This window comes from Stenotrophomonas sp. YJH_SMC_135, from assembly GCF_059372355.1.
Map to the genome: position 1 here is coordinate 677,030 of NZ_JCAFVN010000001.1, position 15,441 is coordinate 692,470.

Annotated in this window: 19 protein-coding genes; 12 read left to right on the forward strand and 7 right to left on the reverse strand. The window is 67.5% G+C overall.

The window, feature by feature from the left end; translation table 11 throughout:
• Window positions 1–11: 11 nt before the first annotated feature.
• Together miaB and AC5P98_RS03310 are read right to left on the reverse strand one after the other, a co-directional pair.
• The gene (gene miaB / locus AC5P98_RS03305; protein ID WP_049408065.1) at window positions 12–1,430 is read right to left on the reverse strand and encodes a tRNA (N6-isopentenyl adenosine(37)-C2)-methylthiotransferase MiaB; all 1,419 of its coding nucleotides are present in this window, start codon (window positions 1,428–1,430) and stop codon (window positions 12–14) included.
• A gap of 187 nt (window positions 1,431–1,617) precedes the next feature.
• Window positions 1,618–2,235, reverse strand: a complete 618-nt coding sequence (locus AC5P98_RS03310; RefSeq protein ID WP_014646578.1) for a glutathione S-transferase family protein — start codon at window positions 2,233–2,235, stop codon at window positions 1,618–1,620.
• An 80-nt stretch (window positions 2,236–2,315) separates the two neighbouring features.
• Here AC5P98_RS03310 and AC5P98_RS03315 point away from each other — a divergent pair, with 80 nt between their 5' ends.
• From AC5P98_RS03315 to AC5P98_RS03345, 7 genes are all read left to right on the forward strand, one after another.
• Entirely contained in the window at window positions 2,316–3,284 is a 969-nt protein-coding gene (locus AC5P98_RS03315; protein ID WP_049408062.1) for a helix-turn-helix transcriptional regulator, read from the forward strand.
• 46 nt (window positions 3,285–3,330) lie between these two features.
• Window positions 3,331–4,236 carry a lytic transglycosylase domain-containing protein gene (locus AC5P98_RS03320; RefSeq protein WP_014646580.1) on the forward strand — a complete coding sequence of 302 codons (906 nt, stop codon included), beginning with the start codon at window positions 3,331–3,333 and terminating at the stop codon, window positions 4,234–4,236.
• Window positions 4,237–4,435: 199 nt separating this feature from the next.
• Window positions 4,436–5,056, forward strand: a complete 621-nt coding sequence (petA, locus tag AC5P98_RS03325) for a ubiquinol-cytochrome c reductase iron-sulfur subunit (protein ID WP_004151998.1) — start codon at window positions 4,436–4,438, stop codon at window positions 5,054–5,056.
• Window positions 5,056–6,315, forward strand: a complete 1,260-nt coding sequence (locus AC5P98_RS03330) for a cytochrome b (RefSeq protein ID WP_014646581.1) — start codon at window positions 5,056–5,058, stop codon at window positions 6,313–6,315. The genes petA and AC5P98_RS03330 overlap by 1 nt, the downstream gene beginning before the upstream one ends.
• On the forward strand, window positions 6,308–7,057 hold the full coding sequence (locus AC5P98_RS03335) for a cytochrome c1 (protein ID WP_032960911.1): 750 nt from the start codon (window positions 6,308–6,310) through the stop codon (window positions 7,055–7,057). The genes AC5P98_RS03330 and AC5P98_RS03335 overlap by 8 nt, the downstream gene beginning before the upstream one ends.
• A 134-nt stretch (window positions 7,058–7,191) precedes the next feature.
• Window positions 7,192–7,827, forward strand: coding sequence for a glutathione S-transferase N-terminal domain-containing protein (locus AC5P98_RS03340; protein ID WP_005408842.1), 636 nt, complete (start codon window positions 7,192–7,194; stop codon window positions 7,825–7,827).
• An 84-nt stretch (window positions 7,828–7,911) separates the two neighbouring features.
• A complete protein-coding gene (locus tag AC5P98_RS03345) occupies window positions 7,912–8,364 on the forward strand; it encodes a ClpXP protease specificity-enhancing factor (RefSeq protein WP_014646584.1) in 453 nt (150 codons plus the stop codon).
• A gap of 104 nt (window positions 8,365–8,468) precedes the next feature.
• Here AC5P98_RS03345 and AC5P98_RS03350 read toward each other — a convergent pair whose 3' ends face one another.
• From AC5P98_RS03350 to AC5P98_RS03365, 4 genes are all read right to left on the reverse strand, one after another.
• On the reverse strand, window positions 8,469–8,819 hold the full coding sequence (locus AC5P98_RS03350; RefSeq protein ID WP_005415950.1) for a DUF3301 domain-containing protein: 351 nt from the start codon (window positions 8,817–8,819) through the stop codon (window positions 8,469–8,471).
• A gap of 67 nt (window positions 8,820–8,886) precedes the next feature.
• Window positions 8,887–9,888, reverse strand: coding sequence for a DUF2272 domain-containing protein (locus AC5P98_RS03355; RefSeq protein WP_049408060.1), 1,002 nt, complete (start codon window positions 9,886–9,888; stop codon window positions 8,887–8,889).
• Between the two features lie 136 nt (window positions 9,889–10,024).
• Window positions 10,025–10,876 (reverse strand): carboxylating nicotinate-nucleotide diphosphorylase, encoded by an 852-nt coding sequence (gene nadC, locus AC5P98_RS03360; RefSeq protein WP_014646586.1) that lies wholly within the window; start codon window positions 10,874–10,876, stop codon window positions 10,025–10,027.
• Window positions 10,873–11,142: a Trm112 family protein gene (locus AC5P98_RS03365; protein WP_014036599.1), complete on the reverse strand. Its 270-nt coding sequence runs from the start codon at window positions 11,140–11,142 to the stop codon at window positions 10,873–10,875. Before AC5P98_RS03365 ends, nadC begins: the two co-directional genes overlap by 4 nt.
• A gap of 58 nt (window positions 11,143–11,200) precedes the next feature.
• Between AC5P98_RS03365 and purE the strand changes: the two genes are divergently transcribed.
• From purE to AC5P98_RS03380, 3 genes are all read left to right on the forward strand, one after another.
• The gene (purE, locus tag AC5P98_RS03370; protein ID WP_005412808.1) at window positions 11,201–11,704 is read left to right on the forward strand and encodes a 5-(carboxyamino)imidazole ribonucleotide mutase; all 504 of its coding nucleotides are present in this window, start codon (window positions 11,201–11,203) and stop codon (window positions 11,702–11,704) included.
• A complete protein-coding gene (locus AC5P98_RS03375; RefSeq protein WP_032960908.1) occupies window positions 11,701–12,849 on the forward strand; it encodes a 5-(carboxyamino)imidazole ribonucleotide synthase in 1,149 nt (382 codons plus the stop codon). The genes purE and AC5P98_RS03375 overlap by 4 nt, the downstream gene beginning before the upstream one ends.
• A 112-nt stretch (window positions 12,850–12,961) precedes the next feature.
• Window positions 12,962–13,303, forward strand: a complete 342-nt coding sequence (locus AC5P98_RS03380) for a carboxymuconolactone decarboxylase family protein (protein WP_004152082.1) — start codon at window positions 12,962–12,964, stop codon at window positions 13,301–13,303.
• Between the two features lie 114 nt (window positions 13,304–13,417).
• Here the strand turns inward: AC5P98_RS03380 and AC5P98_RS03385 are convergent, their stop codons facing one another.
• Window positions 13,418–13,996, reverse strand: coding sequence for a superoxide dismutase (locus AC5P98_RS03385; RefSeq protein ID WP_049408054.1), 579 nt, complete (start codon window positions 13,994–13,996; stop codon window positions 13,418–13,420).
• A 120-nt stretch (window positions 13,997–14,116) separates the two neighbouring features.
• Between AC5P98_RS03385 and grxD the strand changes: the two genes are divergently transcribed.
• The gene (grxD, locus tag AC5P98_RS03390; protein ID WP_005415957.1) at window positions 14,117–14,437 is read left to right on the forward strand and encodes a Grx4 family monothiol glutaredoxin; all 321 of its coding nucleotides are present in this window, start codon (window positions 14,117–14,119) and stop codon (window positions 14,435–14,437) included.
• Window positions 14,434–15,210: an SDR family NAD(P)-dependent oxidoreductase gene (locus AC5P98_RS03395; RefSeq protein ID WP_049419100.1), complete on the forward strand. Its 777-nt coding sequence runs from the start codon at window positions 14,434–14,436 to the stop codon at window positions 15,208–15,210. The genes grxD and AC5P98_RS03395 overlap by 4 nt, the downstream gene beginning before the upstream one ends.
• Window positions 15,211–15,441 lie beyond the last annotated feature (231 nt).

Genomic DNA, 15,441 nt, shown 5'->3' on the forward strand with positions numbered 1-15,441 from the left:
GACCCGAAGATTCATTCCGCCACCACCCGCGCGCGCAGCGAATTGGTCAGCGCTTCGGTGATCACCACATCCACGAACTGGCCGATCAATCGCGCCGGCGCCGGGAAGTTCACCGAACGCATGTTCTCGGTCTTGCCGGTCAGCTCGTTCGGGTTCTTGCGCGAGGGCCCTTCCACCAGCACGGTCTGCACGGTGCCGACCATCTTTTCGGAGATGCGGGCGGCATGGGCGTTGATGCGTTCCTGCAGGCGCGACAGGCGCGCGTGCTTCTCGGCATCGCTGAGCGTGTCCTCCAGGTCCGCGGCAGGAGTGCCCGGGCGGCGCGAGTAGATGAAGGAGAAACTGTGGTCGAAGCCGATATCCTCGATCAGCTTCATGGTCTTCTCGAAGTCGGCCTCGGTCTCGCCGGGAAAACCCACGATGAAGTCCGAGCTGATCGAGATGTCCGGGCGGACTGCGCGCAGCTTGCGGATCTTCGACTTGAACTCCAGCGCGGTGTAGCCGCGTTTCATCGCCGACAGCACGCGGTCGCTGCCGGCCTGTACCGGCAGGTGCAGGAAGTTGGCCAGCTGTGGCACGTCACGGAACGCATCGATCAGCGAATCGCTGAACTCCAGCGGATGCGAGGTGGTGAAGCGGATGCGGCCAACGCCATCGATCTCGGCGATGGTGCGGATCAGCAGGCCGAGGTCGGCGAACTCACCGTCACCATAGGGCCCGCGATAGGCGTTGACGTTCTGCCCGAGCAGGTTGATCTCGCGCACGCCCTGTGCGGCCAGCTGCGCCACCTCCACCACCACATCCTCGAACGGGCGGCTGACTTCGGTGCCGCGGGTGTAGGGCACCACGCAGAACGAACAGTACTTGGAACAGCCTTCCATGATCGACACGAATGCCGAGGGACCTTCGGCGCGCGGCTCGGGCAGGCGATCGAACTTCTCGATCTCGGGGAAGCTGATGTCGACCTGCGGGCGCTTCTGCTCGCGGCGTGCACGGATCAGCTCCGGCAGGCGGTGCAGGGTCTGCGGGCCGAACACCAGGTCGACGAACGGCGCGCGCTTGATGATCGCTTCGCCTTCCTGCGAGGCGACGCAGCCGCCGACGCCGATGATGACTTCACGGCCCTTGTTCTTCAGGCCCTTCCACACGCCCAGCTGGCTGAACACCTTCTCCTGCGCCTTCTCGCGGATGGAGCAGGTGTTGACCAGGATGACGTCGGCGTCGTCCGGGCTGTCGGTCAGTTCCAGGCCATCGCTGGCGGCAAGCACGTCGGCCATCTTGGCCGAGTCGTACTCGTTCATCTGGCAACCGTGGGTCTTGATGTACAGCTTGCCTTTCACCTGGTCGGGCTTGCGCGGACCAGCGGGCAGGGCAACGAGCGGGGTACCGCCCGGTGTGGTGGGCGGAAAGACGTCTGGCGTCCCGGTCATGGCGCTTAATCCATTCGGGTGGCGGGAAAGCGGGCAATTCTACCCGCATCCCACGCCAGCCGCCGCGCCCGTGCAACCGCGCCCATGCCCAGCGTGGCCATCACTGTAGAGCCGAGCCCGTGCTCGGCTGCCTTTGCAAGGCGGAGGAGCAGCCGAGCGTGGGCTCGGCTCTACAAGGGGGCGCTGCTTACGCCGCCAGTTCCGCATCGATCTGCCGCGAACGGTCGAAGGCGGTCATCGCGCTCATCCGTGCAATGTAATCAGCCGTGGCCGGTGCAGGCTGCACCAGGCCGAAGGCCGTGGTCCAGGCCAGCGCATTGCCCCACAGCACGTCGGCGGCGCTCATCGTCTCGCCGAGCAGGTAGGGGCCCTGCGCCAGCTGGGCCTCGATCACCTGCAGCACGGTCTCGGCGTCGTTATACGGCGACATCAGGCGCGGCGGCGGCTCGCGGTGCATCGCCTTGTCGATCATCGCCGGCTCGAAACAGGCGCCATAGAAGGCCATCCAGCGCAGGTAGGGCCCGCGCAGGGCGTCGCCGATCGGCGGTGCCAGGCCGGCCTCCGGATACAGGTCGGCCAGGTACAGATAGATCGCCACCTGCTCGGTCACCAGCGCACCGTTGTGGACGATCGCCGGCACCTTGCCCATCGGGTTGATGGCCAGGTAGGCCGGGGCCAGGTTGGCGCCCGCCTTCAGGTCCAGCACCTGCATGCGGTAGTCGGCACCCAGTGCTTCGAGCAGGGCCACGGCGCCGCTCGAGCGGGAACGGGCGGCGTGGTACAGGGTGATCTGGCGTGAATTCATGGCATTGCTCCTTGCGGTGGGTGGTGAACTGGAGGCCATCCTGAGGCACTATTGCGGACGACTTCTGTCCTCGATCCTTCATGCGCCGCACCGCCCATCGACTGCTTCGCCTGATCGCCCTGCTGCAGGCCCGCCGCCAGTGGTCCGGGGCTGAACTCGCCGAGCGCATGGGCGTGGACCGGCGCAGCATCCGCCGTGACGTCGAGCGCCTGCGCGAGCTGGGTTATCCGGTCCGGGCCTCGTCCGGGGTTGGCGGCGGCTACCAGCTGGGGGCAGGGGCGCCGGTGCTGCCGATGCTGCTGGACGAGGAGGAGGCGACTACCCTGGCCATCGCCCTGCGCGCGGCCTCTGCGACCGTCGCCGGCATCGACGACACCGCGCGTGGCCTGTTGTCCAAGCTCGATCCGCTGGTGCCGACCCGTCGCCGCCAGCAGGCCGGCGAGGTGCATGCCGCCACCGCCACCCTGTCCGACCTTCCGTCCACCGACGCACGCCTGCTCGGGCGGCTGGCCCAGCACTGCCGGCAGGCGTCACGGCTGGCCTTCGAATACCGCAGTGCCCAGGAAGCGGTGACCCAGCGCGAGGTCGAGGCGCAGCACCTGGTCAACTACGGGCGGCGCTGGTACCTGCTGGCCTGGGACCTGGGCCGGCAGGACTGGCGCACCCTGCGCGTGGACCGGATGGGCGCGGTGCGCGAATGCGCCGAGCCGGGCATGCACCGCCGTACGCCCGCACCGCCAGATGTGATGGTGCGGCAGGCGGTCAGCCAGGCCCCGTTCGCCCTGCAGGCCATCGTCCGCCTGGCCGGCAGCCGCGCCGAGCTGGAATGCCGCATCCCGCCCTGGTGTGGTGTGCTGGAGGACGATGGGCCCGACCATTGCCTGCTGCGCATGGGCGCCGAGAGCCGCGGCATGATGCTGGCGCAGATCCTCAGCCTGGACCGGGTGCCGGTGGCGGTGTGGACCACGCCGCCGGGCCTGCGCGATGAACTGGCACAGCGCCTGGCCGGATTGGGGCAGGTGCTGGCTGTGCCGCCCGTCACAGGCTGAGCCGCGTCGCTTGGCAAGCCCCGGCGAAGCTGGGACACTCGCCGGCATGAAGGGGATACTGGGGACAACGGCGATCATCATCGCTGCGCTGACCGCTGCGCCGGCCAGCGCGGGCACCCTGTTCAAGTGCCAGGGCGCCGACGGGGTCACCAGCTATGTCAGCAAGCGCCTGGCCGGGGCCCGCTGCAGCGCCATCAGCTACAGCCGCGACCTCCGCCCGGCACCGCGCCCGGTGGTGGCCGCGCCGAAGCCGGCGCCGACCACCGTGGCCAGCATCGAGCGCAACCCGGTGGCGGTGGCGGCCAGCGCTGCGGCACCGGCGGCTGCGCCAGCCGCCGTGCCCGCGCCCCCGGTCGCCTCGCGCAGCGGGCGCATGGTCAGCGGCCAGGTCTATTCCTTCATGAAGGACGGCGTGCGCCACTACACCAGTGCGCGCCCGACCCAGGTCGCCAACCTCGGCCCGGTGCGCACCATCCGCTACAGTTTCATGGAGCGCTGCTATGCCTGTGGCGTCAACCCGCGCGTGGACTTCGGTTCGGTGCGGTTGAACACCACCGCGTTCCAGACCGAGATCAGCTCGGCCGCGCGCGAGTTCGGCGTCGACGAAGCCGTGGTGCGCGCCATCATCCACGCCGAGTCGGCCTACAACCCGACCGCGCTCAGCCGCGCCGGCGCGCAGGGCCTGATGCAGCTGATGCCGCCAACCGCGGCCCGTTTCGGAGTCAGCGATTCCTACGATGCCGGGCAGAACATCCGCGGTGGCGTGCAGTATCTTGCGTGGTTGTTGAAGCGTTTCAATGGCGACCTGACCCTGGCCGCGGCTGGCTACAACGCGGGCGAAGGCGCGGTTGACCGCCACGGTGGCGTGCCGCCCTACAGCGAGACCCAGTACTACGTGCGCCGGGTCGGGCAGCTGGCCGAGCGTTACCGCACCGCATTGACGCACCAGTAGTGCCGGCCGCTGGCCGGCAACCTTGGGCAATGGCCGGTACCGACCGGCCACTGGCTGGCAGCCCCGTAATCAATGTTGTTGCAATGCGTTGTGTGGCGCTCGACGGTTCCGCTACACTCGCCCATGATTCAATGCGGCTCTGGCCCCCACCGGATCCGCTGGCAGCCTTAAAGCTACCTAATCAATATCGGAGTGCCGGATGGCCAACGATGGGGTACACGATCCAGTCAACACCGGACGTCGGCGTTTTCTTTCTGCCACCACAGCCGTGGTGGGCGCCGTCGGCGTCGGATTCACCGCTGTTCCTTTCATCAAATCCTGGAACCCCAGTGCCCGTGCCAAGCTTGCCGGCGCACCGGTGGTGGCCGACATCAGCGCCCTGCAGGAAGGCCAACGCCTGATCGTGGAATGGCGTGGCCAGCCGATCTGGATCGTCAAGCGGTCCAAGGCGATCCTCGATGCACTGCACGGGCTCGATGGCCGCCTCAAGGACCCCGAGTCCGGCGAGAAGGACCAGCAGCCGGACTACGTGCTGAAGCAGAACCCCGAGCTGCGCTCGATCAAGCCGGACATTTCCGTGCTGGTCGGCCTGTGCACGCACCTGGGTTGCTCGCCGGAAATGGTCGCCGAGATCCGGCCTGAACCCTATGACCCGCAGTGGAAGGGCGGCTACTTCTGCCCCTGCCACAAGTCGCGCTTCGACATGTCCGGCCGCGTCTTCAAGGACGTGCCGGCGCCGATCAACCTGAAGGTGCCCGCGCACCATTACCAGGACGACAACACCATCATCATCGGTGTCGATCCGCAGGGGGCAGCCTGATGGCCAATATCCTCGCTCGTACCGCCAGCGGCGTGGCCGACTGGGTCAATGCCCGCGCGCCGGGCCTGATGCCGGTCTACCGCAAGCACGTCACCGAGTACTACGCGCCGAAGAACTTCAACATCTGGTACTACTTCGGTTCGCTGGCGCTGCTGGTGCTGGTCAACCAGATCGTCACCGGCATCTTCCTGACGATGCACTACAAGACCAACGCCGCCGAGGCGTTCGGCTCCATCGAATACATCATGCGTGATGTGGAGTGGGGCTGGCTGATCCGCTACATGCACTCCACCGGGGCCTCGCTGTTCTTCATCGTGGTCTACCTGCACATGTTCCGCGGCCTGCTGTACGGCAGTTACCAGAAGCCGCGCGAGCTGGTGTGGATCCTGGGCATGCTGATCTACCTGGTGCTGATGGCCGAAGCCTTCATGGGCTACGTGCTGCCGTGGGGCCAGATGTCGTTCTGGGGCGCCAAGGTGATCATTTCGCTGTTCGGCGCGATACCGGTGATCGGCAACGGCCTGACCGAGTGGATCATGGGCGACTACCTGCCCAGTGACGCCACGCTCAACCGCTTCTTCGCGCTGCACGTCATCGCACTGCCGCTGGTGCTGCTGTTGCTGGTGGTGCTGCACCTGGGCGCGCTGCACGAGGTGGGGTCGAACAACCCCGATGGCGTGGAGATCAAGAAGGGGCCCAAGGGCAACCGCTGGTCGCCGAACGCCCCGGCCGACGGCATTCCGTTCCATCCGTACTACACGCTCAAGGATGGCGTCGGTGCCGGCTTCCTGCTGATCATCGCCGCCTTCATCATCTTCTTCGCCCCCGGTTTCGGCGGCCTGTTCCTGGAGCACGACAACTTCACCGAAGCCAACCGCCTGGTGACCCCGGAACACATCAAGCCGGTCTGGTACTACACGCCGTACTACGCGATGTTGCGCGTGGTGCCGAACAAGCTGGGCGGCGTGCTGGTGATGTTCTCGGCCATCGCGATCCTGTTCCTGGTGCCGTGGCTGGACAAGGCGAAGGTGAAATCGGTGCGCTACCGCGGCTGGATCTCGAAGGTGATGCTGGGCGTGCTGGCGGTGTGCTTCGTGTGGCTGGGCGTGATTGGTTCCGGCCCGGGCACCGACGTGCACGAGACCTACATCGGGCGGGTGTTGACCTTCCTGTACTTCGCGTTCTTCATCACGATGCCGCTATGGACAAGGTTGGACAGGACCAAGCCGGTACCGGAGAGGGTGACCACGCATGACTGAGCGCTGGATGGTCCGGCTGGCCCTGGCGGCCACCCTGATGCTGGGCAGTTTCCTGGCCTCCGCCGCCGAAGGCGGCACCCCGCTGCTGCAGGCCGGCAACGACCTCGGTGACCGCGCCTCGCTGCAGCGCGGCGCGCAGTTGTACATGAACTACTGCTCCGGCTGCCATGCGCTGAAGTACCTGCGCTATTCGCGGATGGCGCAGGACCTGGGCCTGACCGAGGAAGAGGTGATGAACAACCTCAACTTCACCGGCTCGGCGATCGGCGACCCGATCCCGGTGGCGATGCCCAAGGAGAACGCGGAGAAGTGGTTCGGCAAGATGCCGCCCGATCTCAGCCTGATCTCGCGCGTGCGGGGCAGTGACTGGGTCTACACCTATCTCAAGTCGTTCTATCTGGACAGCAGCCGCCCGCTGGGCTGGAACAACGCGCTGTTCGCCAATGCCTCCATGCCCAACCCGCTGTGGGAGATGCAGGGCCTGCAGCATGCGGTGCACGGCAAGGCGGAAGCGCCCGGCATGGACCCGCCGGTGACCGGCCTGAAAATCGAAACGCCCGGGTCGGTCGATGCCGGCCAGTACGATCAGGCCGTTCGGGACATCACCAACTTCCTCGAATACGCCGGTGAACCGGCCGCGCTCAAGCGCCAGCAGCTGGGCGTATGGGTGATCCTGTTCCTGGCCCTGCTGACTTTCCTGCTGTACCTGCTGAAGAAGGAATACTGGAAGGACGTCCACTGATTCTGCCGCCGGCCATCGCCCGGGCCTATTGGCTTTTGTGATGGTCGGTTGCACACTCGGGGTGGAGTCGACCGCTGGCACGGTGCCGGCGGCGCCGATGCGGCAGGCGGTCTCCTGTCGTGGGAGAGCCTTTGATGGCGGCGAGCGTACGCATGCGCAATACACTGACGCTGTTTTCCTCGAACGACGACGTACTGTGCCACCGGGTACGCCTGGTGCTGGCGGCCAAGGGGGTCACCTTCGACTTTGTCCCGGTCGATCCGCAGAACCCGCCTGAAGACCTGATCGATCTCAATCCGTACCACTCGGTGCCGACCCTGGTCGAGCGCGAGCTGGTGCTGTACGCCGCGTCGGTGGTCAGCGAATACCTGGACGAACGCTACCCGCATCCTCCGCTGATGCCGGTCGATCCGCTCTCGCGTGCGCGTATCCGCCTGGCCATGCTGCGCATTGAGCACGACTGGGTACCGCAGGTGCAGGCCATCCAGCTGGGCAACAAGACCCAGGCCGAGGCCGGCCGCAAGCGCCTGAAGGAACTGCTGACCGCCTCGCTGCCGCTGTTCAAGGCCAGCAAGTTCTTCCTCAATCCGGAAATGAGCCTGGCCGACTGTGCAATGGCACCGATCATCTGGCGCCTGCAGTCGCTGGACGTGCCGCTGCCGAAGGACGGCAAGGCGATCGAGGACTATGGCAACCGCATCTTCCGTCACCCGGGTTTCGTCCGCAGCCTGACCGACCAGGAAAAGAAGCTGCGCGATCTGCCGGTCTGATCCAACCTTGCGTAACCCGTCTGCACGCCGACCGGCGTGCAGGCGATCCGCCCCGGCGGGGCGCCGGGCGCGTACACTTCACGCATGACCGAAGACTTCTTCCACATGACCAGCCACCGCCCGTACCTGCTGCGGGCGCTGGTGGAATGGATCAACGACAACCAGCTGACCCCGCACATCCTGGTCGACGCCGGCGTCCCCGGCGTGCAGGTGCCGCCTTCGGCGGTCAAGGATGGCCGGGTCGTGCTCAACATCGCCGAACGCGCTGTCGTGCGGCTGATGATCGACAACGAAATGGTGAGCTTCTCGGCCCGCTTCTCTGGCACCAGCTACCCGGTGCAGGTACCGATCAGCGCCGTGCTGGCGGTCTATGCCCGCGAGACCGGGCAGGGCATGGCGCTGCCGGATGACATTCCGGGCAGCGAGACCGCGCCGACCAGCGACGAGCTGCTGCATGAGGACGGCACGCCACCGGACGATACGCCGCCGGCCAGCCCGCCGCCGAAGGGCCGCCCGAACCTGCGCGTGGTCAAGTAACCATTCCGACGCCGCCCCGATGGGCGGCGTCTTCCTTTGCAGGTTTTACCGGTGGGTGCCGGAATTGTGTGGGTGCCGACCGTTGGTCGGCACACCTTCAGTTCTTACACATCCTCGGCATCCTCCACATCCGGCCGGATCTGGCTGATCCGCGCCGCGCCTGGGCCGGTGAACGAGATCAACTGGTCGCCACGCAGCACCATGCGTCCCACGTGGCGATCGATGCCATCGTAGGAATACTCGAACTTGAAGGTGCGCTCGAAACCGAGCCGTCCATCCTCGCCACGCGACAGTCGCAGGCCGGTGGCATGTACCGCCTGATCCAGCCATTGCACGTCGGCAGCGCGGCAGGCATTGCGGCCCAGCTCGACCGCGCGCTCGGCGGCCGAACGCGCCGCATTCCAGAAGAAATAGATGATTCCGCCGGCAATCAGCAACAACAGCAGGGTGGGCATGGCGTCAGCCGTCAGAGGTCGATCCCGCAAAGATGGCGGCGAACGCGCGCTGGATCAAGCGCTGCACTCACCGCCGTGGCTGCGGTTCGCTGGACATCGGTGATGCGGGCACGTTAGACGGCGCCGTCGCCGGCACCGTCTGCATCGGCGCGGCGGAGGGCGAAGGCATCACCAATGGAGCGGTCGCCGTCAGCTGCAGCAGCGCTGCCCAGTCCTGGCGGTTGAAGCTGCATTCGTCCTCGCGGCCCGGCGTGCAGCTGGGCTCGATGCCGGTGCTGTTGCGTTCGCGCGCCGGCGGCAGCTTGATCAACCCGGTGCGGTCCAGCGGCAGCAGTCGCATCGCCACCGTGTTCATCACGTTGCCGCCCACCAGGTACAGGGTCTGGTCGCCCCCCAGGTTGGCGGCCACCACTACTTCGCAATGTGATTTCCAGTGGCCCACCGAACCGTTGCCCAGTGCCTGCACCAGCCCACTGTAGCTGAGCGTGGTGCTGCGATCGCGCAGGAAGCACAGCAGGTCGCCCGGTGCGGGCTTTGCGGTCGCGGGATCGACCAGCCGGTACGGCACGCCCGAGGGTCCGCCCTGGTACGCGGCACGGATGTAGTCGATGTGGCGTGGCGACGCGTTGAAGCCGGGGACGCCGGACTGCACCATCACCCAGGAAATGAACGCGGCCGACCACGGGTTGTCGATCAGGAAGGTGCGGCAGTCGCTGTCGGTGTAGCGCGTGCCCAGTGGTGCCAGACAGCTGCTGGCGCCGACGATGCTGCCCATCGCGTTGAGCGTGCCGCTGTTGCGCCAGTAGCCGGCCACGCGCTGCCAGGCAATCAGCCCGTTGTCGGCCAGATGTTCGTTCTCGGCCTCGGTGACACTCAGGCTCGCCGCGCGGCCATCGCGATCGATGAAAGGCCGGAACCAGAGCCGGTGTTCATTGCAGGCAGTATTGCGGATGGCCACCGCCAATGGGCTCAGGCCGAAACGCGGTGGCACATCGCAGGCTTCGGCCGCCGCTGCGGATAGGGGTGCCGCGGCCAGCAGCAGACAGGCAGGCAAGAGCATCCGGCGCATGCGCGGCTCCTGTGGGGGATGCCGGCAGCGTCGCAGAGGCGGCCGTAGCCGAGCCGTGAAGGCGCCCCGGGTCGTGTATGAGAACGGGGTCGGATCCCTTTTCCCATGAAAAAGGGATCGGACCCCAAGCCAGGCCTCAGCCCGGCGGTGGGCCGAGCTTCAACGACAGATCGATGGCCTGCACGTGCTTGGTCAGGCCGCCGATGGAGATGCAGTCGACGCCATCCTCGGCGATCGAGCGCAGGCCACCCAGGCCGACGCTGCCGGACACTTCCAGCGGAATGCGGCCGGCCGTGATGCGTACCGCCTCGCGGCGCAGGTCGGGGCTGAAGTCGTCCAGCAGGATGCGTTCGCAACCAGCGTCGAGCGCCTGGCGCAGCTGCGCCAGATCCTCGACCTCGACCACCAGCGGCAGCGCAGGCCACTGCCGGCGTGCGCCCGCCACGGCGTCGGCCAGTGAACCGGCAGCGCGGATGTGGTTTTCCTTCAGCATCACCGTGTCGTACAGGCCGAAACGATGGTTCTCGCCACCGCCGCAGCGCACCGCGTACTTCTGCGCCAGGCGCAGGCCGGGCAGGGTCTTGCGGGTGTCGAGGATGCGCGTGCCGGTACCGGCCACCGCTGCCACGTAACGGGCGGTGGTCGTGGCGGTGCCGGACAACGTCTGCAGGAAATTGAGCGAGGTGCGCTCAGCGCTGACCAGGCTGCGGCTGCGCCCGTGCAGCAGCGCCAGCACGGTGCCTGCGGTGACCGCGTCGCCGTCGGAAACCTGCCATTCGATGCGTACGTCCGGGTCGAGCGCGCGGTGGGTGGCGTCGAACCAGGGGCGGCCGGCGATCACCCCGTCCTGCTTGCACAGCAGGTAGGCGCTGTCGGCCTGGTCGGGCAGCAGGGCGGCGGTGACATCACCGCTGCCCAGGTCCTCGGCCAGTGCACGCGCGACATCGGCGGCGACAACGGCCGCATCCGGCGTCGGCAGCGTGCTCATGCGGTCGGGAAATCGGCGATCTGGGCGGTCGGGATGGCTTCCTCGGCCAGCAGCACCGGGATGCCGTCGTCGACGCGGAAGACCTGCTTGCGGTCGCGGGTGACCAGCGCTTCGCGCAGCGGCTGCGCCAGCGGGTTGCCATCGGCCTTGTTCACCGCGCCGGCGGAAATGGCCTTGTTGAGGGCTTCCAGGCCCTTGCCATCCAGCAGGGACAGGGGCTGGCGGGTGTCCGGCGACACCAGCAGGTCGAGCAGCTTGCGATCCATGGTTCTTCGTCTTGCGTGGAAGATGGCTAGAATACGTCTTTAAGGCAGGTGACGGCCAATGACCCCCAACCCGATCGCGCCGCTTGTCGGCATCGTCATGGGTTCCCGTTCCGACTGGGAAACCATGCAGCACGCCGCCCAGAAGCTTGAAGCCCTGGGTGTTCCGTTCGAAGTGAAGGTGGTGTCCGCGCATCGGACGCCGGATGTGTTGTTCAGTTACGCCGAGCAGGCGGGCCCGCGTGGCCTGCGCGCGATCATCGCCGGTGCCGGCGGGGCCGCCCACCTGCCGGGCATGATCGCCGCTAAGACCGCCGTGCCGGTGCTGGGCGTGCCGGTGCAGTCCAAGGCCCTCAACGGCATGGATTCGCTGCTGTCGATCGTGCAGATGCCGGCCGGTATCCCGGTCGCCACCTTCGCCATCGGCAATGCCGGCGCGTCCAACGCGGCGCTGTTCGCCGCCGCGATGCTGGCCAGCGACCAGCCGGCGATCGGCCAGGCGCTCGACGCCTTCCGTGCACGCCAGACCGAAGACGTGATGGCCCACGACGATCCGCGCCAATGAGCCTGACCGTCGGCATCCTGGGCGGCGGCCAGCTCGCCCGCATGATGGTCCTGGCCGGTGCGCCGCTGGGGCTGCGCTTCGAACTGTATGACCCGGCGGCCGACGCCTGCAGCGGCCCGCTGGCGCCGCTCACCGTCGGTGCCTTCGACGACCGCCAGGCGCTGGCGGACTTCGCTGCCAAGGTCGATGTGGTCACCTTCGATTTCGAGAATGTGCCCGCCGACAGTGCACAGTTCCTGGCCGACCGCGTGCCGGTCTACCCGCCGCCGGCCGCGCTGGCGGTGGCCCAGGACCGGTTGAGCGAGAAGACCCTGTTCCAGCAGCTGGGTATTCCGCTGCCGGCCTTCGCTGATATCCGCAGCCGTGACGAGCTGGCGGCGAAAGCCGTCGAATTCGGCCTGCCGTGCATCCTCAAGACCCGCCGCCTGGGCTACGACGGCAAGGGCCAGTTCCGCCTGCGCAGCGAAGCCGACATTGATGCCGCCTGGGATGCGCTGGGTGCACAGGTCGAGCGCACCGGACTGATCCTGGAGGGCTTCGTGGCCTTCCAGCGCGAGGTCAGCGTGGTGGCCGTGCGTGGCCGCGATGGCAGTTTCGAAGCCTGGCCGATCACCGGCAACTGGCATGTCGACGGCGTGCTGTCGGCCAGCGTGGCCCCGGCCGTGCTGTCCGCCGCCGAGCAGCAGGCAGCCATCGGCTATGCGCGCCGTGTCGCCGAACACCTGCAGTACGTCGGCGTGTTCGCGCTGGAACTGTTCTGCCGCGATGGCGAACTGCTGGCCAACGAGATGGCGCCACGCGTGCACAACTCCGGGCACTGGACCATCGAAGGCAGCGAGACCTCGCAGTTCGAGAACCACCTGCGCGCCGTGCTGGGCCTGCCGCTGGGCAGCACCCGCATGCTCGGCCATGCCTGCATGCTGAACTGGCTGGGCCGGATGCCCGACCCGTTGCCGGTGCTGGCCCAGGCCAGTGGCCACTGGCATGACTATGGCAAGGAGTCGCGCGAAGGCCGCAAGGTCGGCCATGCCACGTTGCGCGATGACGATGCCGCAGCACTGGCCGACGCGTTGGACCAGGTGGGCCTGGAACTGGACCGCCAGGCCCAGGTGGCACCGGCGGTGCACGCGCTGCGCAACCGCTGAGTCCGGTAGTGCCGGCCGCAGGCCGGCAGTGCAACGGTGTGGCGCACCGGTGCAGCCATCGGCGCAACATTCCCGGTGGTAGCGTGGAGCTCCTTTCACAGGAGTCACGACCATGCTCGACTGGAATGCCTACCGCAAGGAACTGAAGGGCCGCATCGGCGAGATCGGCAAGCTCTCGCCGGATACGGTCAAGGGCTACGCCACCCTGGCCAATGCCGGTGCCCAGACCAACCACCTGGATGCCAAGACCCGGGAGCTGATCGCGCTGGCGGTGGCGGTGACCACCCGTTGTGACGGCTGCATCACCGTGCACGTGGACGCGGCGCTGAAGCATGGCGCCAGCCGCGAGGAAATCGCCGAGGCGCTGGGCGTGGCGGTCTCGCTCAACGCCGGCGCCGCGCTGGTGTACTCGGCGCGGGTGATGGATGCGGTGGCCGCGCATGAGAGCGCGTGAAGCCACGCTCTGCTGCCCGGTAGTGCCGGCCGCTGGCCGGCAACCCCGGCATCCTTGTACGTCCAGTGAGTTGCCGGCCAGCGGCCGGCACTACCCGGTGACAGAGCCGCTGCCTCAGCGCAGCTGGCTCTCGGCGAATTCCCAGTTGACCATCTGCCAGAACGCGTCCAGGTAACGCGCGCGGTCATTCTGGTAGTCGGTGTAGTACGCGTGCTCCCACACGTCGCAGCACAGCAGCGGGGTGCTGTCGCCGGTCAGGGGCGTGCCGGCGTTGCGGGTGGCCTGGATGCCCAGCTGGCCGCCCGGGTGCTGCACCAGCCACACCCAGCCCGAGCCGAACAGGCCCAGTGCAGCGCGGTTGAATTCCTCGCGCAGGCGCTGCGCGTCACCGAACTGGCGCTTGACCAGCTCGCCCAGCCGGCCCTGCGGTTCGCCGCCGCCGCGCGGGCGCAGGCACTGCCAGTAGAAGCCGTGGTTCCAGGCCTGGGCGGCCGCATCGAACAGCGTGCCCTGGGCATGGCGCACGATCTCTTCCAGCGACGCCTCCTCCCACTCGGTGCCGAGGGTGCCGGCGTTGACCGCGTCGACATAGGCGCGGTGGTGGCGGCCGTGATGCAGTTCCACGGTCTGCGCGGACAGGTGGGGCTGCAGGGAGCCGGAGAGGTAGGGCAGGGCGGGCAATTCGACGGGCATGTGCAGGTTCGTGGCCAGGGGACGGCGGCAGCCTGTTCCATCCGCTTACAATGGCGGCTACCGTGGGCAGTCTAGCCGACCATCACGGTCGGGTTGTCCGGCGAAGCAAGGAGTGTGGTTGTGGCGGTAATGCAGCAAATCCAGGCCGAGGTCGATCGTTACCCGCTCGTGCTGTTCATGAAGGGCACCCCGCAGTACCCGATGTGCGGCTTTTCCAGCCGCGCCGTGCAGGCGTTGATGGCTGCCGGCGCCGTCACCCTGCGCACCGTCAACGTGCTCGAAGAACCGGAGATCCGCGCCAACCTGCCGCGCTTCTCCAACCTGCCGACCTTCCCGCAGCTGTTCATCAACGGCGAGTTGATCGGCGGCTGCGACATCGTCATGGAACTGTTTGAATCCGGCGAGCTCAAGCGCATCGTCGAAGAGGCGACCCAGGGATGAGTGCCTGGCCGTCGACGTCACCGACTGACGGGGCGCTCGATGGCCGCCCGTTGCAGGACCGCGTGGTGCTGGTTGCCGGTGCCGGCGGCGGGCTGGGCAGTGCGGCGGCGATTGCCGCTGCGGCGGCCGGGGCTACGGTGGTCCTGCTGGGGCGCAAGCCGCGCCGGCTGGACCGGGTTTATGCCCAGGTCCAGGCGGTCGGCCCGGAACCCCTGCTGTACCCGATGGACCTGGAGGGTGCCGGCCCCGATGACTATGCCGAACTGGCCCAGGCCCTGCAGCGTGAGCTGGGGCGGCTGGATGGCCTGCTGGTCTGCGCCGCGCATTTCCCCGGCCTGACCCCGTTCGAGCTGGCCGACCCGGCCAGTTTCGCCCGCGCGGTCCATGTCACCCTGACCGCCCCGGCCTGGCTGGCCCAGGCCTGCCTGCCGCTGCTGCGGCAGCGCGAGGATGCTGCCCTGGTCTTCGCGGTCGATGCCCCCGAACGGGTGGGGCAGGCCTACTGGGGCGGGTATGGCGTGGCCCAGCACGGCCTGCGTGGCCTGATCGGCAGCCTGCACGATGAGCTGGGTCGCAGCCCGGTCCGGGTCAGTGGCCTGTACCCGGGGCCCCTGCGCACGGCACTGCGCGCCCGCGCCTATTCCGTCGATCAGGACCCGGCTGCGCAAGGGCCCGAAGCGGCCGCCGCTGCGGCCGTCATCCTGTTGTCCCCGGCCGGCCATGCCTGGCGGGGGACGATTCTCGATGCCAGCGAGGCAGTTCCCCGCGAGTGAGCCCCGGGGAAAGGCGGAGTGAAGAACCCGTCACGATTGCGTTGCGAACCGGTGCCGTTTGTCGCACAACCGTCACATTGATGGCGTAGCGTGTTAATCTAGTGTTAACCGTTATGGCTGCCTTCAGCCAAGCGGTAGGGAACCCCAGATAACTCTCCGACCAGCCACCCGCAGGGCTGTTTGGATGCGCTTTTTTTTCCGCCATCGCCAACTCGCATCGAGGCTACCGAA